Annotated in this window: 19 protein-coding genes and 1 riboswitch; of the genes, 5 read left to right on the top strand and 14 right to left on the bottom strand. The window is 63.1% G+C overall.

Annotation, left to right across the window (positions count from 1 at the left end; genetic code table 11):
• Positions 1 to 39 precede the first annotated feature (39 nt).
• The 8 genes from aroA to ybeY form a co-directional block, all read right to left on the bottom strand.
• Positions 40 to 1,392, bottom strand: coding sequence for a 3-phosphoshikimate 1-carboxyvinyltransferase (aroA, locus tag ACXAF5_RS04015; RefSeq protein ID WP_474945619.1), 1,353 nt, complete (start codon positions 1,390 to 1,392; stop codon positions 40 to 42).
• 258 nt (positions 1,393 to 1,650) lie between these two features.
• Complete coding sequence (trmB, locus tag ACXAF5_RS04010) at positions 1,651 to 2,421, bottom strand: tRNA (guanosine(46)-N7)-methyltransferase TrmB (protein WP_474945618.1); 771 nt, start codon at positions 2,419 to 2,421, stop codon at positions 1,651 to 1,653.
• A gap of 121 nt (positions 2,422 to 2,542) precedes the next feature.
• A complete protein-coding gene (locus ACXAF5_RS04005) occupies positions 2,543 to 2,926 on the bottom strand; it encodes a hypothetical protein (protein ID WP_474945617.1) in 384 nt (127 codons plus the stop codon).
• Between the two features lie 66 nt (positions 2,927 to 2,992).
• Positions 2,993 to 3,655, bottom strand: coding sequence for a COG3904 family protein (locus tag ACXAF5_RS04000; RefSeq protein ID WP_474945616.1), 663 nt, complete (start codon positions 3,653 to 3,655; stop codon positions 2,993 to 2,995).
• Between the two features lie 186 nt (positions 3,656 to 3,841).
• Complete coding sequence (metK, locus tag ACXAF5_RS03995) at positions 3,842 to 5,023, bottom strand: methionine adenosyltransferase (protein WP_239318941.1); 1,182 nt, start codon at positions 5,021 to 5,023, stop codon at positions 3,842 to 3,844.
• Positions 5,024 to 5,031: 8 nt separating this feature from the next.
• Positions 5,032 to 5,081: riboswitch (SAM-SAH riboswitch) on the bottom strand.
• 53 nt (positions 5,082 to 5,134) lie between these two features.
• Complete coding sequence (gene lnt, locus ACXAF5_RS03990; protein WP_474945615.1) at positions 5,135 to 6,667, bottom strand: apolipoprotein N-acyltransferase; 1,533 nt, start codon at positions 6,665 to 6,667, stop codon at positions 5,135 to 5,137.
• The gene (locus ACXAF5_RS03985; RefSeq protein ID WP_474945614.1) at positions 6,664 to 7,566 is read right to left on the bottom strand and encodes a hemolysin family protein; all 903 of its coding nucleotides are present in this window, start codon (positions 7,564 to 7,566) and stop codon (positions 6,664 to 6,666) included. Before ACXAF5_RS03985 ends, lnt begins: the two co-directional genes overlap by 4 nt.
• 22 nt (positions 7,567 to 7,588) lie before the next feature.
• Positions 7,589 to 8,101: an rRNA maturation RNase YbeY gene (gene ybeY / locus ACXAF5_RS03980; RefSeq protein ID WP_474945613.1), complete on the bottom strand. Its 513-nt coding sequence runs from the start codon at positions 8,099 to 8,101 to the stop codon at positions 7,589 to 7,591.
• A 77-nt stretch (positions 8,102 to 8,178) separates the two neighbouring features.
• Between ybeY and ACXAF5_RS03975 the strand changes: the two genes are divergently transcribed.
• On the top strand, positions 8,179 to 8,658 hold the full coding sequence (locus tag ACXAF5_RS03975) for a GNAT family N-acetyltransferase (protein WP_474945612.1): 480 nt from the start codon (positions 8,179 to 8,181) through the stop codon (positions 8,656 to 8,658).
• Positions 8,659 to 8,751: 93 nt separating this feature from the next.
• Here ACXAF5_RS03975 and ACXAF5_RS03970 read toward each other — a convergent pair whose 3' ends face one another.
• The 4 genes from ACXAF5_RS03970 to miaB form a co-directional block, all read right to left on the bottom strand.
• Positions 8,752 to 9,768, bottom strand: coding sequence for a PhoH family protein (locus ACXAF5_RS03970; RefSeq protein WP_474945611.1), 1,017 nt, complete (start codon positions 9,766 to 9,768; stop codon positions 8,752 to 8,754).
• Positions 9,769 to 9,988: 220 nt separating this feature from the next.
• On the bottom strand, positions 9,989 to 10,294 hold the full coding sequence (locus tag ACXAF5_RS03965) for a hypothetical protein (protein ID WP_239318934.1): 306 nt from the start codon (positions 10,292 to 10,294) through the stop codon (positions 9,989 to 9,991).
• Positions 10,295 to 10,304: 10 nt separating this feature from the next.
• On the bottom strand, positions 10,305 to 10,871 hold the full coding sequence (locus ACXAF5_RS03960; protein WP_239319213.1) for an OmpA family protein: 567 nt from the start codon (positions 10,869 to 10,871) through the stop codon (positions 10,305 to 10,307).
• Between the two features lie 367 nt (positions 10,872 to 11,238).
• Complete coding sequence (gene miaB / locus ACXAF5_RS03955; protein ID WP_474945610.1) at positions 11,239 to 12,561, bottom strand: tRNA (N6-isopentenyl adenosine(37)-C2)-methylthiotransferase MiaB; 1,323 nt, start codon at positions 12,559 to 12,561, stop codon at positions 11,239 to 11,241.
• 162 nt (positions 12,562 to 12,723) lie between these two features.
• On the opposite strand from miaB, the gene ACXAF5_RS03950 reads away from it, so the two are divergent.
• Positions 12,724 to 13,593 carry a glycosyltransferase family protein gene (locus ACXAF5_RS03950; protein ID WP_474945609.1) on the top strand — a complete coding sequence of 290 codons (870 nt, stop codon included), beginning with the start codon at positions 12,724 to 12,726 and terminating at the stop codon, positions 13,591 to 13,593.
• 82 nt (positions 13,594 to 13,675) lie between these two features.
• Here the strand turns inward: ACXAF5_RS03950 and ACXAF5_RS03945 are convergent, their stop codons facing one another.
• Positions 13,676 to 14,473, bottom strand: a complete 798-nt coding sequence (locus ACXAF5_RS03945; protein ID WP_474945608.1) for a phytanoyl-CoA dioxygenase family protein — start codon at positions 14,471 to 14,473, stop codon at positions 13,676 to 13,678.
• Positions 14,474 to 14,565: 92 nt separating this feature from the next.
• Here ACXAF5_RS03945 and ACXAF5_RS03940 point away from each other — a divergent pair, with 92 nt between their 5' ends.
• Entirely contained in the window at positions 14,566 to 15,474 is a 909-nt protein-coding gene (locus ACXAF5_RS03940; RefSeq protein ID WP_474945607.1) for a LysR family transcriptional regulator, read from the top strand.
• A gap of 5 nt (positions 15,475 to 15,479) precedes the next feature.
• On the opposite strand, the gene irrA is transcribed toward ACXAF5_RS03940, so the two are convergent.
• Positions 15,480 to 15,896, bottom strand: coding sequence for an iron response transcriptional regulator IrrA (irrA, locus tag ACXAF5_RS03935; protein ID WP_239318929.1), 417 nt, complete (start codon positions 15,894 to 15,896; stop codon positions 15,480 to 15,482).
• Between the two features lie 229 nt (positions 15,897 to 16,125).
• Here irrA and fabA point away from each other — a divergent pair, with 229 nt between their 5' ends.
• Together fabA and fabB are read left to right on the top strand one after the other, a co-directional pair.
• Positions 16,126 to 16,635: a bifunctional 3-hydroxydecanoyl-ACP dehydratase/trans-2-decenoyl-ACP isomerase gene (fabA, locus tag ACXAF5_RS03930; RefSeq protein WP_239318928.1), complete on the top strand. Its 510-nt coding sequence runs from the start codon at positions 16,126 to 16,128 to the stop codon at positions 16,633 to 16,635.
• Between the two features lie 81 nt (positions 16,636 to 16,716).
• Positions 16,717 to 17,946 (top strand): beta-ketoacyl-ACP synthase I, encoded by a 1,230-nt coding sequence (gene fabB, locus ACXAF5_RS03925; RefSeq protein ID WP_474945606.1) that lies wholly within the window; start codon positions 16,717 to 16,719, stop codon positions 17,944 to 17,946.
• Positions 17,947 to 17,949: the final 3 nt, after the last annotated feature.

Below are 17,949 nucleotides of genomic sequence, written 5' to 3'. Positions count from 1 at the left end.
CGCTGGCCTCCCCCGGGAATTTTCTCGACAGGTGGCAGTTCATTGATTGTCGCGGCTGAGGTTCGCCCCGAGATCCCCCATCAGCCGTTCAAAAATCGGAAAGGACGTGGCAATGGGGCTGCCGTCATCGACGGACACCGGGTTTTGCGCGCCCATCCCCATCACCATGAAGGACATGGCGATGCGGTGATCCAGAAAGCTTTCGGCGGTTGCGCCGCCCTTGACGCCATCGGGGCCGCACCCTTCCACGCTCCACCAGTCTTCGCCTTCATCAACGGAAACACCATTTGCACGCAGGCCGCGGGCCATGGCGTCGATGCGGTCGCTCTCCTTGACGCGCAACTCCTTGACGCCGGCCATCATGGTGGTGCCTGTTGCAAAGGCCGCGACAACCGACAGCACCGGATATTCGTCGATCATGGAGGCGGCGCGTTCGGGTGGCACCTCGATCCCCTTCATGTCGGGAGAGTATCGCGCGCGCAGATCAGCGACCGGCTCGCCGCCTTCTTCGCGCGGGTTCTCGAAGCTGAGGTCGGCGCCCATGTCCTGCAGCGTGTAGAACAGGCCGGCCCGGGTCGGGTTCAAACCGATGCCGGGAACCAGCACATCCGATCCGGGCGTGATCAGCGCCGCGCACACCGGGAAGGCGGCAGAGGATGGATCGCGCGGGACGGCGATCACCTGCGGCTTCAGTTCCGGCTGACCGGTGAGGGTGATGACGCGCCCCTCATCCGTGGTTTCGGTGGTAATCGTTGCGCCAAAGCCTGCCAGCATCCGCTCCGAATGATCCCGGGTGGCTTCGCGCTCGATGACAACGGTCTGGCCGGGGGCGTTGAGTCCGGCGAGCAAAACGGCCGATTTCACCTGCGCCGACGGCACCGGCACCTCGTAGCGCACCGGAACCGGATCCGCCGCACCGACGATGGTCATCGGCAGGCGACCGCCTTCGCGGCCCACCGATTGCGCCCCAAACAGGGCCAGCGGATCGGTGACCCGTGCCATCGGCCGTTTGTTCAACGAAGCATCCCCGGTGAAGGTTGCAGTGATCGGGGACGTCGCCATCGCGCCCATGATCAAGCGCACGCCGGTTCCGGAGTTGCCGCAATCAATCACGTTCTCCGGCTCGGCAAAGCCGCCGACACCGACCCCAAAGACGGACCATTCGCCGCCGCCATGATTGATGACCTCTGCGCCAAACGCCTGCATCGCCTTGGCCGTATCCAGAACGTCCTCGCCCTCCAGAAGACCGGAAATGCGGGTTTCCCCCACCGCCATCGCGCCGAGGATCAAGGCCCGATGCGAGATCGACTTGTCCCCCGGAACATGGGCCTCGCCCTTGAGCGCAGTGGCGCGGCGGGAGGTCATCGGGATGGGCGTTCCGTGGCCGGACATGGCAGTTCCTCTCTGTGCAGTCGGTTGCAAGGCTGTTAGCGCAAGACGCAACGGTCGTCCATCGTCAAGCACCTGACCACATGGCGCAAGGTCCAAGGTGTTGCGCTTTGCTCCGCAAATCGCGGTGGGGCAGGCCGCGCCTCCGGCGCGGCCTGCCGGGCCCAACGGGAGGCCGTGCATTTCATATGCAGGGGCGACGGGCGGGAGCGCCCCCGTCTCCGGAACAGCGATCGGGCCCGGGAGCCGCAGTTGTCCCCGCTACCCCTTGCGGCGGAAGGTAAGGTAGTGCGGCGTGCGCCCCTCGCGCAGTGCCTTTTGTTCGTAGCGGGTCGAAATCCAGTCCGCCCAGGGCTGGCGCCAGTCGGAGGGCCCGTCCGCAAGCCACTCAAATCCGGCCTTGGGCACTTCCTCCAGGGTCTGACGCACATAATCCGGAATGTCCGTTGCCACGCGAAACAGCGCGCCGGGCTTCAGCGCACGGGCAAGCGGTTCGAGGTGCTCGGGCGTTACAAAACGGCGACGGTGATGGCGCGCCTTGGGCCAAGGGTCCGGATACAGAAGAAACGCCCGCGACAGGCTCTGCTCCGGCAGCACATCCATCAGATCCCGGGCGTCGCCGGGGTGTACGCGCACATTGCCCAAACCCGCTTTGCGCAGCTTCCCCAGCAGCATCGCAACCCCATTCACATATGGCTCTGCGCCAATGATGCCGACATCCGGGTTGGACTGCGCCTGGTGCACCAGATGTTCGCCGCCGCCAAACCCCACTTCGAGCCAGACCTCGCGCCCGTCAAACAGGCGCGCCAGATCCAGCGGCACCCGATCCGGGTTTTCGTCCCAGCCGACAGCTCCCGGGCTGAGCCCAGGCAGCATCTCGTCGAGGTCCCGCACCTGGTTTGGCTTCAACTGCTTGCCTTTGAAGCGCCCGTAGAAGTTACGCCAGGGCGCACCGGAGGCATGCTTGTCCGCCGCATCCATATCTTCGCTACGCGCAGCAGCCGCGCCGGCCGGGGCATCCTTGTCTGACATCGGGGCTGGTGTCCTCTGAGTGATGGCGGGTATCGCGGATGCAATAGAGCCACCTGAAAAATCGCGCTTCCCTGTGCCGCAGAGCACGCCCGCCGTCAAGTCACCCGCTATCGTGCTGCCCTCAGTCGTCAGTGGTGGCGTCGGGGCCGCTGCTGTCTTGCTCGGCCGTGTCCTCCCAATGAAACCAATGCAACAACCGGTGTGCGACCGGTGCCACGATGAGCCCGGACACCGCCAGCGCGACAAATCCGCTATAGAGCGCAAACAGGCTGACAAACACCTGCGCCTGCGTGGTACCCGGCATCTGCACAAGCCCCAGGCCGCTCACCAGCGTCGCGGCGTGCAACAGCGCCTCCGAGAGCGCGATCTGCTCCAGGTGCATCAGGATCAATGCCCCCGCCGTGATTGACCCCACGACCAGGCCCGCCGCCGCCCCGACATGCCAGCCCATCCGGCGCAGGAACCGACCTCGCGAGATCGGCGGGGTGCGGCGCGTTTCATACATGAACCCTGCCCCCCAGCACCGCAGGCATGCGCTGGCTCTGCCGCGCAGTCAGCGCAACGCAGCTCCTCACGGAGCCTCCTCGCGCAAGACACCTGCCGCGATCAACCGCAGACGCGAGGGATACCACTCATCCCCCGAATCCACCTGCAAGGTCTCGATGGCAAACTCGGCCTCGACCCCACGCGTCAGCATGTAGCGGAGATACTCATACATCTCACGCTGGGTATCTTCGTAGATCCAGGACCCAAAAACAAAGGGGGTATCCCAGCCCCGGCTCTGACGCAGGTCGTCATAATAGCTCTCGACGGCCCCGGGTGACCAGGAGCGGCGGTGAAAGCCGATCTTGGACCCCAGCGTCATCTGACGTCGCGCCCCGGCGAGAAAGATGTCGACGCAGGCGCTTACGCATTCTCCGTCCACCTGCGTATCAAGCCCGTAGTCGGCGATGATCCAGGCGATCTCGGAACTGGCGTAGATGCTGCCACCGCTGGAATTCAGGCGCAACATGCTGACATCGGGATGCGCCTGCAACAGGGCGCGGACCCGGTCGATGTCCTCGACCACGATCTCTCCCGGCTGATCCTCGCCCCCCACCTCGGTGTCAAAAATCAGCGTCTCACCTGCCACACGCAGGCGCTCACCGCCGGGGTCAAGCGCCACTGCCGGGAGCGCCATCCCCACAAGACACAGAAAGCTGAGGACACATGCCGGTCGGAAACGGGTGGTCATTTTGGAAATACCCCTGATGAAACCTATCGCCCCCTGCATAGCGCCGTCGCCCCCGGCCATGCCAGTTCCTTTTCTCCCCTCAACCGCACGCTCCGCCCCATCACAGGCAAGGGACCAAACGCCACGCGCAGAAAAAAGGGCGGGATAGCCCGCCCTTCTTCAATCGGATTGCATTGCCCAACCGTGTCAGACGGCCGCTTTCAGCGCCTCGGTCAGGTCGGTGCGTTCCCAGGAGAACCCACCATCCGCTTCGGGCGCACGACCAAAGTGGCCATAGGCGGCGGTCCGCTGGTAGATCGGCCGGTTCAGCTCCAGATGGGTCCGAATGCCGCGCGGGGTCAGGTCCATGCACTGACGCACAGCAGCCTCGATCCGTTCATCGGGGACGGCGCCGGTGTCATGCGTGTTCACATAGATCGACAGCGGCGCGGCGACGCCGATCGCATAGGACAGCTGCAAGGTGCACTTATGCGCCAGCCCTGCGGCAACGATGTTCTTGGCCAGATAACGCGCGGCATAGGCGGCGGACCGGTCCACCTTGGTTGGATCCTTGCCGGAGAAGGCACCGCCGCCATGGGGAGCTGCGCCGCCATAGGTGTCGACGATGATCTTGCGCCCGGTCAGCCCGGCATCCCCATCCGGACCACCGATCACGAATTTGCCGGTCGGGTTCACGTGCCAGACGGTGTTGTCGGTCAGCCACCCGTCGGGCAGGGTTTCGCGAATATAGGGCTCGACGATGGCGCGAATGTCATTCGACGTCAGGGTCTCATCGAGATGCTGGGTCGACAGCACCAAAGAGGAGACTTCGACCGGCTTGCCATTCTCATAGCGCACCGAGATCTGAGACTTCGCATCCGGGCCCAGCACGGGCTCGCTGCCATTCTTGCGCACCTCGGCGAGGCGGCGCAGGATCGCGTGGGAGAACTGGATCGGCGCCGGCATCAGCGCATCGGTCTCATCGGTTGCAAACCCGAACATGATCCCCTGATCACCCGCACCTTCGTCCTTGTCGCCAGAGGCATCGACACCCTGGGCGATATGGGCGGACTGCTCGTGCAGGAGGTTCGTGATCTCGACAGTCTCGTGATGGAACTTGTCCTGCTCGTAGCCGATATCCTTGATACAGGCGCGCGCGATCTCATCGATCTTGCCCATATAGTCCTTCAGCTTGGCCTGATCGGCCAGCCCGACCTCGCCGCCGATCACCACGCGATTGGTGGTGGCGAACGTCTCGGCAGCGACACGCGCCTCGGGTTCTTCGGCAATCAGCGCATCCAGAACGGCATCGGAAATCCGGTCACAGACTTTGTCCGGGTGACCCTCGGAAACGGATTCCGAGGTGAAGGTATAGGTAGTGCGGCTCATGAGAGATGTGCTCCATTGAATGTAAGACCGCCACGCCAGGAAGCCGTTGTGGCGGCAATCGGAACGCAGTACGCGCGTTCATGATGCTGGTCAATCTATAGCTTGAAGAGATTAAGCAAGTGTTTGCCGGCGTTTCATGCCCAGACGTGGCAGCGCTGCGACACCTGTCAGCAGCAGGGCCAGGACCAATGCCGGCCAATCGCCGCTGCGGCTGTAGACCGTTGCCGGCAAGGCAGCAGGCAAGCGGGCGTCGAGATATCCCGCGGTATCAAGCGCCAGGCTGTCGCGGATCTGGCCATAAGGTCCGATGATCGCCGAAATCCCGGTATTGGCCGCCCGCACCATCGGCACCCCCTGCTCCGCCGCCCGCAGCTGCGCCTGAACGAGATGCTGATAGGGGCCGGAATAGCTCCCGAACCAGGCATCATTGGTGATCAGAACAAGATAGTCGGGGCGGTCCGGCGCTGCGTTCACGTCCTGCGCAAACACCGCCTCATAGCAGATCAACGGCAGCGCCCGGCCGGCGGTCGTATCAAGAAGCCTGCGTTGCGTGCCGGGCGCATAGCCACCGCGGACGCGGGAGGCGAGGCCGAAGACGCCGAACCGTTCCCAAAGCGCCGGGAGCGGCATGTATTCCCCAAAGGGCACCAGATGCATCTTGTCATAGATGTCGAGCGCCTCTCCCTCTGCACTCATCACCACGGCAGAGTTCATGTAGCGACCATTTTCCTGCCGCTGAATGCCATAGATCAGTTCCGCCCCTCCCGCGGCCTCGACCAGTGCCGGGCGCAGGTCGGCGATGTAATTCTGCAAGGTGGGGATCGCCGTCTCCGGCCAGATCACCAGATCCGGCCGCCCCCCTGCCGCCAGCCCGGTGGACACCGGGGCGGCCGTGAACTCCAGCATGCGCTGCACAAAGGTCCAGCGCTTCTCCGGCATCCATTTTTCGGACTGCGGTGCATTGGGCTGCACAAGCCGTATCGTTTGCTCGGTCAGGGGCAAGCGGCCACCAAATTGTCGGCCATCCGGCATCCAGGCCACCGCGCAGATCACAACCAGCGGCGGCGCAAGCGCGACCACCGGCCGGCGCAAGACCAGCGCCAGGGGCAGCACGCACAGCAGGAGCAGCATCGCAAACCCGTGCGACCCGACCCACGGCACCGCTCGCAAAGCCAACTCACCCGGCATGGCAAGCTGCGCCATCCCGGCCCAAGGGAACCCCGTCAACACATAGGCGCGCGCCAACTCCGCCAGGCTCCAGCAGCCGATCAGCGTGAACATCCGCCAGTCTCCGCGCCCCAGCCGTGCAGCCCCCCAAAAGGCCAAAGCCCAGAACAGCGACAACCCGGATGCCAGCAGCGCCAGCGCAAACGGGGCCATCCACCCGTAGGTGGCCGCATCAACCTGAAACGGCTCCATGATCCAGGACAGGCCAAAACCGAAGTAGCCATAGCCAAACAGCCAGCCGATCCAGCCGGACCAACGCGCGGACCCGGCATGAAGATACAGCAACGCCACGCCCAACAACGCCAAGGGAGCCGCCCAAACCGCCGCCACAGGCGCTAACCCCTGCGCGAGGATCGCGCCCGCAACAAAGGCCGGCATCAGCGCCGCCACAGGCCGCACCGCACGCGCCAGCTTCATTCGGCGGCGATGCCCGGCAAGCGCACCCGCAAACGTTTGATCCGGCGCGGATCGGCGTCGATCACTTCGAACTCGGGACCTTCGGGATGCTGGATCACCTCCCCACGCGCCGGAACCCGGCCAGAAAGCATGAACACCAGCCCCCCGAGCGTATCGATCTCCTCGCCGTCCACATCCTCGTGCTGCGTCAGCGGAATGCCGATCTCGCCCTCGAACTCACCGAGCGGCGTTCGGGCCTGCGCCACATAGCAGCCGGGCTTTTCCTGCACCCAGGTCTGATCCTCGCCACTGTCGTGTTCATCCTCGATCTCGCCAACGACCTGTTCGATCAGGTCCTCGATCGTCAGCAGCCCGTCAACACCGCCGTATTCGTCGATCACCAACGCCATATGCCGGCGCTCTGCCTGCATCTTGGTCAGCAACACGCCAATCGGCATCGACGGGGGCACAAACAGCAAGGGGCGCACCATACGCGCCAACTGGAAATCGTCGTTCTCGCAATCAAACCCGTAGGTCAGTGCCAGATCCTTGAGGTGGACAAACCCCAGGGGCGTATCAAGCGTGCCCTCATAGACGGGGATGCGGGTGAACCCGGTGTCGCGGAAAACCTGCACCAGCTCATCGCGCGAGATGGTCACCGGCACGGCATCGATCTCCGCCGTGGGAATGGCGACGTCCTCGACCCGCAAACGACGCAGGTTCATCATACCCGGTGGTGGGTCCGCCAAAACTTCTTCGGTCCCGTTTTTGGGAGCCTCGTCTTCAGCGATCTGGGAGAAACTCCCCAAAATCTTGCTCAGGAACCCGGGCGTCTCCGCCCCATTCAGCTTCGGCTCCGTCGCTTCAATATCCTGCAGCGCGCCATGCGCTGCGTTAGAACTGCCTTCTATATCGCCCATTGATCCATTCCAAAAAGGCCGCCTACGGCCCGTCCTCTATGATATATGGGTCAGGGATACCCAGTTTGCCAAGTATCCCGACTTCCAATCTTTCCATAACCGTGGCGTCGCCGTCACGAATGTGATCATACCCCAAAAGATGCAAGGTTCCGTGAACAAGCAGATGGCGGATATGATCCTCGGGCGGTTTTTGCGCCAGATCGGCTTCTTTCATGCAGGTTTCATAGGAAATCGCGATGTCGCCCAAGGCCGCGTCGCCCATGAAATCCACCTCCGGCGGCGCAGGCTGACCGCCCTCCTCCGCGGCGGCAAGCTCCTGCGCAGGCCAGCTCAGCACGTTGGTCGGCTTTGGCTTGTCGCGAAATTCGGCATTGAGATCCGCAATCCGCGCATCATCACAGCCCAGCACAGTGATTTCCCAGTCCTCAGCCGGCAGCTCCAGATACGCAAGCGTGGCCGCCACGGCGACTTCTGCCTGTTTATTCAGCGCCGCCGTATCCCAGCGGGCATCTTCGATCACAACATCCAATATCATACTGCCGCCATAGCTTGACGCGGCTGGGAAAAAAAGAACCTTTCCCCCTGCACCCCGTCACAAGAAAGCCCCCGCCGATGACCGCCCGCTTCGACATCCGCCCCGCAGACCCCGCCAGCCCCGCGATCCGGCCGCTGCTGGAGGCGCATCTGACACATACATCACATACCAGCACGCCGGAGGCCTGCCATGCGCTGGATCTTGCGGGTCTGCAAGCGGCGGACATCCGGTTCTATGCCGCCTACGACGGTGACATCGCTCTGGGGTGCGGCGCGCTAAAGGATCTCGGGGCGGGGCGAATGGAAGTCAAATCCGTGCATGTTGCCTCCGCCGCCCGCGGACGCGGCATCGCCCGCGCCCTGATGCAGCGGCTTCACGACGTTGCCGCCCACTCGGGCGCTCAAGTGCTGCTGCTGGAAACCGGCTCCGACCAATTGCCGCCCTTTGACGCAGCCCGCGCCCTCTACGAGAGTCTCGGGTATCGATACTGCGCCCCGTTCGGCGCCTACAAAGCCCACCCCGAGAGCGCTTTTATGCGATACGATCTTGCAGACTGAGCCTTTCAACTTCTCATAAATATCCTCGCCGAAGGCATCTGTCCTGCCCGCCACCACCATTGGCCGCGGCAGGGGCGCAGCGCACAGGCGCCCTCAACCGGAGATTTCGTCCTTGTCGTAGGCCTCGATGATCGCCGCCACCAGCGGGTGGCGCACCACATCCTTGGCGGTGAAATAGTTGAATGAGATCTTGGGGATCGGTGTCAGCAGGCGTTCGGCATCCTGCAAGCCGGATTGCACCCCGCGCGGCAGATCGACCTGAGAGCGGTCGCCGGTGATCACCATGCGCGACCCCTCACCCAGACGGGTCAGGAACATCTTCATCTGCATGGTGGTGGCGTTCTGCGCCTCATCCAGCACCACAAAGGCATTGGAGAGCGTGCGCCCGCGCATGAAGGCCAGCGGCGCGATCTCGATGGTCTTTTCTTCCTTGAGCTTGGCCAGCTGCTTGCCCGGCAGGAAGTCATTCAGCGCATCATAGAGCGGCTGCATGTAGGGGTCGACTTTCTCCTCCTGCGTGCCGGGCAGGAAGCCCAGACGTTCGCCCGCCTCAACCGCCGGACGACACAGGATAATCTTGTCCACATGCCCCTGAATGAACATCGAGACCCCAACGGCCACGGCGAGATAGGTCTTGCCCGTCCCCGCTGGTCCGATGCCAAAGGCCATCTCGTGTTCGAAGAGGTTCTTCACATAGACCTTCTGCGCGTCGGTACGCGGCTCCACCAGCTTCTTGCGGGTCTTGATCTCGACCTTGCCGCCCGAGAACATCTCCAGCTGGCTGTCGGGGCCTGCGTCGCTGTCTTCGTCCGAGCGATCCAGACGGATTTCCCGGTCGATGTCTTCGCGCTCCACCGGGCGACCGCTTTCCAAGCGCTCATAAAGCGCCTGCAACAACTCACCGGCCTGCACGCGCAGTTCGGCATCACCGTGCACGATCAGCTGATTGCCGCGCCGGATGATCTGCACGCCCATGCGTTGCTCGATCTCGGCGAGGTTGCGGTCAAATTCGCCGCACAGCTCGATCAGTAGTCGGTTGTCAGGAAATTCCAGCAGCACTTCGGGTGGCTGGGCGTGCTCGGAGGACGGGGGCAGAACACTGGTGGCCAAACGGCTCTCCTGTTTTGGTATTGCCCCCTCAGTCTGCCCCCGAATGCCATGTGCGCGCAAGGGCTCGCCCGGATAGGCGGCCTCAATTTCACGCAACTGAAACAATTTCCCGGCAAAGCTCCGCCGAAGTCCGGCAGACGCAGGAACGCCAGCCCCGTTGGACTGGCGTCAACGACCATGGATGGTCGGGCAGGCGACGGGCCGATCCGTCAGCGCCGCGTCAAATCGCGTCGGAGAACTGCGATCCCGCCTTGAACGGCCCGCTCGCGGTGTTGCGCGGCAGCTCGCTGTTGCACACCGGTTTGCCATCCGGTGTCAGCCGCGGATCCATGTACCCCTCGACACCATCGTCGATAATCCAGTGCTCACAGCCCTGCGGGTCAACCCAGATGCCAGCGCTCAGGCCGGCCAGATCGCCATTGCCACCGTCAAAGATGTTCTGGTCGCGGGTCTTGTCGGACACATCACCACAGGCCGCGACAGCAAGAGCAAGCGCCAGGGCGGAAAATCCCTTGAGAATTGTCATATTTGCCCCCTCAGCGGCTGATGCAGTAGATTTCGACACGGCGATTCTGCGCCATGTTTGCAGCGCCCCGGTTCGGCACACGGGGGCTGCGCTCGCCATAGGCGCGCACGTCGTCGATGCGTGCCCCGACAGAGCGTGCAACCCGCGCCACCGCATCGGCCCGGCGCTGGGACAGGGCCATGTTGTATTCATCCGACGCCCGGCTGTCCGTATGCCCCGCAATCACAAACGCGCGTGTGCCTGGCATGGTCTTCTGAAACCACTCCTGAAGACGCTTGCGCCCGGCGGCGTTGATTCCATGCTGATTGGTCGGAAAGAACTGGTCCGTGGGCATCATGCCGCAGAGGCGGCCGCGTCGACAGACGGGTTTGCCATCCGGCGTCATATGAGTGGTCATATACCCTTCGGCGCCATCATCCATGACCCAGTGCTCGCATCCATCGGGATCGACCCAGATCGTGGGGACATAGCGCTCTACCCGGATCGGATTTTCATCCTGCGCAACCGCGGATGAAACACCCGCGAGCGAGACGGCGATCACAGCGCAAGCGAGGGCCGCGCTGGCTTTGCCTAGAATTCGTTTCAACACAACAGGCTTCCTTCAGTTGGCCCACTTCAGAGAGCGTCCTTCTGGCCTCTCCGGTCCTAATTACTTCACCAGTTTATGCTAATTTTCCCTGAATATCCGGGACTTAAAGGGGAAAAATTCCGCCCAAAGGGCGATTCTGAGAAACAGTCCCAAACCCGGCCAGCGATTGCCCACGCGGCGCGGCCAATCGATCATAAATTCGAAAATACGAATGACACTCCGGCAGACCCTGAGTCGCGCGGGCCTGCGTGGTTTGCCAACCGCACCTGCCAAGCACACTTGCCAAGTACACAAAAGGGCGCTGCCACTGCCGGGCCGCGCCCCCATACACGGCACCCCGAGACCGGCCGCGCGGTTAGTCGATCAGCTCGCCGGCCAGCGAGTTGGCGCCCGAGGACACAATCCGGACCCGGCGCAGATCGCCGACCGCCGCGTCGCAATCGGCCACATGCACCGCGTGGAGGTAGTCGGACTTGCCGACCATCTGCCCCGGGAAGCGGCCCTGCTTTTCGAACAGCACACCAAGCTCACGGCCGACCATGCTGTCCTGCACTTCGCGTTGCTGGCGGGTCAGCAGAGCCTGTAGCCGCTGCAACCGGTCGTCGGCTTCCTTGGGGTCCACCTGCGCGCGTTCCGCCGCTGGCGTGCCGGGACGCGTGGAGTATTTGAAGGAATAGGCGGTGCCGTATTTCACTTCTTCCACCAGATCGAGCGTCGCCTGAAAATCCTCTTCGGTCTCTTCGGGGAAGCCGACGATGAAATCGCCGGAAATCAGGATGTCGGGGCGTGCCGCGCGGATACGTTCGATCAGGCGGATGTAGCTTTCGGCGGTATGGCTGCGGTTCATCCGTTTCAGGATCTTGTCCGATCCTGCCTGCACGGGAAGATGCAGATAGGGCATCAGCTTGGCGCAGGTGCCATGAGCCTCAATGAGGTCATCCATCATGTCATTGGGGTGCGAGGTGGTAAACCGGATGCGCTCCAGCCCGTCCACCTTGTCGAGCTCCCAGATCAACTGCGCCAGCGTCATGTCCCCGTTGGGGCCCGCGCCGTGATAGGCGTTGACGTTCTGACCGAGCAGGGTGATTTCGCGCACGCCGCGCTCCACCAGATCCTCGGCTTCACGCAGGATACGATCGGCAGGGCGAGAGACTTCGGCCCCGCGCGTATAAGGCACCACGCAGAAGGCGCAAAATTTATCGCAGCCCTCCTGCACGGTCAAAAACGCGGTGGGGCCGCGCTTGGCCTTGGGGCGGCGTTTCAACTGCTCGAACTTGTCTTCCTCGGGGAAATCGGTGTCGAGCACCTTTTCACCTGCGCCCGCCTTGGCTTCCATCTCGGGCAGACGGTGATAGCTCTGCGGGCCGACCACCAGATCCACCAGCGGCTGGCGGCGCATGATTTCCTCGCCCTCGGCCTGCGCGACACAGCCCGCCACGCCGATCTTCAGGTCAGGTTTCTCGGCCTTCAGCCCCTTGAACCGCCCCAGTTCGGAATAGACCTTCTCGGCGGCCTTTTCGCGAATGTGGCAGGTGTTCAAAAGGATCATGTCCGCGTCATCCGGCGTCTTGGTCTCGACATAGCCCTGACCACCCAGCGCTTCCGACATGCGTTCGCTGTCATAGACGTTCATCTGACAGCCGTAGGTCTTGATATAGAGCTTCTTGGGCGCGGACATGGCGGGGCTACCTTCTAGGGACGGAGGGCGGGCGTGGAAACAGCGGCTGCGCATAGCGCGAATTCCGACCGCTTGCAATGGCGAGGCGTTTACCCGATTTTACCGGCAAAGACCAGACAACGCGCCGGGTGTGAACCGGGACAGAACACAAGGATCGCGCCGATGATGTATGCCTCCCTGGAGGATTTCCTGCAGACCGGCAAACCGCTGCTGCGCAAGGGGCCGGTGGCGTTGATCTTCATCGAGGACGAGGTGGAAATCGCCACCACGCTGCGCCACCACCTCAACTGCGGCTTCAAGCAGGTGGTCGCCCTGATGCCCGATGCCTTTGCCCTGCCGCCGGATGTGGAGGCACTCGTCCACCGCGTTCCTTATGACTGCACGCCGCCGGAGGCGGTGACCGACGCGGTGAACAAGGTGATCGCAGCCGCGACCCCGGGCTGCTGGCTCTATTACTGCTACAACGCCGAATATCTGTTCTACCCGTTCTGCGAAACGCGTTCCGTGACCGAGATGCTGAGCTTTCACATGGAAGAGCGGCGCGCCGCGATGCTGACCTATGTGATCGATCTCTACGCCGGCGACCTGACCGCGCATCCGACTGCGGTTTCGATCGAGGATGCCTGCCTCGACCGCTCCGGTTATTATGCGCAGGGACGCAAGGATCCGGTCTCCGGAGAGCCGCGTGATCGGCAACTGGATTTCTTTGGCGGTATCCGCTGGCGGCACGAAGAACATATCCCCGAGGCCAGCCGCAAGATCGACCGCATCGCGCTGTTCCGCGCTGACAAGGGGCTGGTGCTGCAACCCGACCACACGTTCAACACGCAGGAATACAATACCTACGCCTGCCCGTGGCACCACAATCTGACCGCGGCGATCTGCTCCTTTCGGGCCGCCAAGGCGCTGAAGCGCAACCCAGGCTCCACCTTCGACATCAAGAGCTTCAAATGGCACAATTCCGCACCGTTTGAATGGCACTCCCGGCAGTTGCTGGACCTGGGGCTGATGGAGCCGGGACAGTGGTTCTAGACCGCTGAACGCCGTCGCAACTCCCCCCAATCCAGGCGTATTTGAGGGACGTCGCGCACCAAAGCATGGGGACCCCCTGCCCCTAACGTTGCAACAGCACCGGGAACCAGTCTTCGCGCAGGCGCTGCCCCGGAACCATGTCATGCCCCAGAAAGGGCGGTGAGGTCGGGCCCGGACGCTCCACATAGCGTGCATCTGCCCCCACCAACCGCAGGGAAAACGCGCGGCGCCGCTGCGCGGAGGTGTTGCCACGTGCGCCGTGCAGGGTGCGATAGTTAAAGGCAACCGCGTCCCCCGGCTCCATCTGCCACTCCAGCACCCGCATGCCCTCGGCGTCCGGATCGGGCACGGGCATGTATTGCCCCTCATCGGGAAAGAATCCCTGTTCGGATACCCAGCGGGTGGGCAGCACCTCCTTTTCCCAGCGATGCGATCCCGCGACACAGCGCAGCGATGCCTCCCGCACCGGGTCAAGCGGGGACCAGAAGCTCACGGTCTGCTGTCCCTCGACGAAATAATAGGGGCCATCCTGATGCCAGGGGGTCGCCATCGAGGTGCCCGGTTCCTTGACCAGCACATGGTCGTGAAACATCTGCACACGGTCCGAACGCATCAGATCGGCCGCGACCTCCGCCACCGGCGCAGCCTCGATGGCGGCGACGAACTCCGGGATGCGGGTCCAGTTGCAATAGTCGTCAAAGAAACGCCCGCTTTCGCCGGCCTTTTCGTTGTTGGACGCATAGGGGCCCGGCTGCGCCATATTCGCGGCCACGCCCGCGCGCAGCAGATCCACCTGATCCTTGAACAGCCCCTTGATCAGGACCGCACCATCGCGCTGAAACGCCTCAACCTGATCCTCGCTCAGCATCGCATGTGCCATGATCGCTCTCCCTTGATGATCGCTGTCGGCTGGATCTTCTGTGCGCCTGAATATAAATTCAAATCATAGTTATCTAAGGCACCATTTCACTGATGTTATACCTTACACTTCGGCACTACGAATATGTCACCGCCATCGCGCGTCACGGCAGCCTGTCGGGCGCCGCCCATGCCCTGCATGTCAGCCAGCCCGCGCTATCGACGGCGCTGTCACGGATCGAGGCGCATCTGGGGCGGGTGCTGTTCCTGCGCCGCAAGGGCGCGCCGCTGGAACTGACACCGGCAGGGCGGGATTTCGTCGCGGGCGCGGATTCCCTGCTGGCAGAAGCCGCGCGGCTCGAACAGGCCGGCACGGCGGCGCACCCGCCGCTGTCTCTCACCATCGGGTGTTTCAGCGATCTGGCGCCCTTCCTGATTCCCCGGGCGCTCGGCCTTCTGCGCGCGACCCTGCCCCACGTGCAGCTCGATGTGTTCGAGGGTGGGTTTGAGGCGCTGATTGCCGCGTTGAAGGCCGGCACCTGCGACCTGGCACTGACCTATGACCTCGGCCTTGATTCGAGCATCACCCGGACGCCGCTCTCTCAGGTCACGCCCCGGGCGCTGATGCCGCCGGATCACCGGCTCGCCCAACAGCCGGACACCAATCTGGCCGCGCTGGCAGAGGTGCCCCTGATCCTGTCGCGCGACGGTCTGTCCATCGCCCATATGATGCAAATGTTCAAATCCGCGGATCTGGTGCCGCAGGTTGCCTACCGCGTGGCGTCGCTCGAACTGCTTCGCAGCATGGCGGCGCGCGGCGAAGGGGTCGGGTTGGCCTACAGCTTGCCCGCCAGCGACACCACCTATGACGGCATGCCGCTCGCCAGTCGCCCGGTACGTGATCCGCAGGCCACGGAATCCGTCGTGCTGAGCTGCCACGCCACCCCTGTGCCCGGATCGACAACGGAACGCGCCATGTCAGCGCTGGCCAGCGGTCTGGCCGTGAATTCTGATTTAAATTGAGAGGCTTACTTCTTGCGCAGGCGGATGACCACATCCACCGAGGCGATTTCCATCCCCTCGGGCGGCTGCGGCAGGGACTGGATCACCAGCTCCTCGGAAGGGGCGTCGGTCACGCGGCCCTCGCCTTCCCAATAGTAATGCGGATGGTCGTGCACATTGGTGTCGAAGTAGCTCTTGGAGCCGTCGACAGTGATTTCCTGCAACACACCGGCATCGCAGAACGCCCGCAGCGTGTTGTAGACCGTGGCCAGAGACACCGCAGCGCCATCGTCCTTGGCCGCATCAAACAGGCTTTCGGCGGTGACGTGCCGGTGCTGACCGTCGCCCACCAGCAGCGAGGCCAGCGTCACGCGCTGGCGGGTCGGGCGCAGGCCCGCCTCCATCAGCCACTTGTTGGCGTTCTCTTCATGGGTCGGTGTCATGATCACCTTCCTACCGTTCACTGCTACCGGGGCCTTATAGGATAGAATACTGCCCTTTTTCAAACGGATTTGCAAAGTGGGCGTGCGACACGAACGCGGCACCGTCCCGGATTTGCGGCGCGGACCCTCGCACCTGCGGCAACGCGCTGCCCTTGCAGGATATGTAAACGCGGTGCTAATGGGGGCAGTGAACAAATATCAGACCCCACAGGCAGGAGTTGCCCCGCACATGACCCAATATCCCAGCAGCTTTGACAAGGAAGACCTGCTTAAATGTGCAAGAGGCGAGCTGTTCGGACCCGGCAATGCGCAGCTGCCCGCGCCGCCCATGCTGATGATGGACCGCATCACCGAAGTGAGCGCCGATGGCGGCGAGCATGGCAAGGGCCATATCCTCGCGGAATTCGACATCACCCCGGACCTGTGGTTCTTTGACTGCCACTTCCCCGGCAACCCGATCATGCCCGGCTGCCTTGGCCTTGACGGCCTGTGGCAGCTCACCGGCTTCAACCTCGGCTGGCGTGGCTGGCAGGGGCGCGGCTATGCGCTTGGCGTTGGTGAGGTCAAACTGACCGGCATGGTGCGCCCGGATCGCAAAATGCTGACCTATCGCGTCAATTTCACCAAAGCCGTACAGACCCGCCGCTTGACCATGGGCGTCGCAGACGGGATCGTGGAAGCGGATGGAGAAGTGATTTATCAGGTTAAGGATATGAAGGTGGCCCTCTCCGAGACCTGATCCACCCTCCGGGTCAGCTTGGGGCTTCGGGCCCATGATGCGGGGTGCGCCCCCTTCACACCAGTTACAGGAGTACGCAACATGCGTCGCGTCGTCGTCACCGGCTTGGGGATCGTTTCCTCGATCGGGAACAATGCCGAGGAGGTCATCGCCTCCTTGAAGACCGGGAAATCCGGCATCGTCGCCAGCGAAGAGATGGCCGAACACGGCTTTCGCAGCCAGATCGCGGGCACGCTGAAAATTGATCCGGCCGAGCATGTGGACAAGCGCACCCTGCGGTTCATGGGTCCGGGTGCCGCCTATGCCCATATCGCCATGAGCCAGGCGATTGCGGACGCGGGCCTCGCGGACGATCAGGTCGTCAACGAACGCACTGGCCTGGTGGCCGGCTCCGGCGGGCCATCGACCTCGTCGATGCTGACAGCGCATCAGACCGTGTTGAAAACCGGCGCAACCAAGCGCATCGGCCCCTTTGCGGTACCGAAGTGCATGTCCTCCACGATCTCGGCGAACCTTGCGACCGCGTTCAAGATCAAGGGCATCAATTACTCGATCACCTCGGCCTGCTCCACCTCGCTGCATTGCATCGGCAACGCGGCTGAGCAGATCATGATGGGCAAGCAAGACGTGATGTTTGCCGGTGGCGGCGAGGAACTGGACTGGACCCTGTCCTGTCTGTTTGACGCCATGGGCGCGATGTCCTCCAAATACAACGACACGCCTGAAAAAGCCTCCCGCGCGTTTGATCAGGACCGCGATGGGTTTGTGATCTCCGGCGGTGGCGGCATTGTGGTGCTTGAGGATCTGGAACATGCGCTGGCGCGTGGGGCCAAGATCTACGCCGAAGTGACAGGCTTTGCCGCGACCTCCGACGGTCACGACATGGTGGCCCCCTCCGGCGAGGGCGGTGAGCGCGCGATGCGTCTGGCGCTGCAAACCCTGCCCGAAGGCCGCAAGGTTTCCTATATCAACGCGCATGGCACCTCGACGCCGGTGGGCGATGTGGGCGAGGTTGAGGCCGCACGCCGTGTATTCGGCGCAGGCAATGTGCCGCCGATCTCCTCGACCAAATCCATGACCGGCCACGCACAGGGCGCGGCGGGCGCGCTGGAGGCGATCTTCTGCCTCCTCATGCTGGACAATGATTTCATCACGCCATCCATCAACGTCGACACCCTTGCCGAGGGCATCGAAGACGGCGAAGTGGCCACGCAATATGTTGAAAACGCAGGACTCGACAGTGTCATGACCAACAGCTTCGGCTTTGGCGGCACCAACGGCTCCATGGTTCTGAGCAAGTACAAGGATTGACGA

The organism is Epibacterium sp. ABV4_022 (assembly GCF_056159345.1).
Note: the sequence above shows the minus strand (reverse complement) of the source record. Positions and strands in the feature narration are given on the sequence as shown.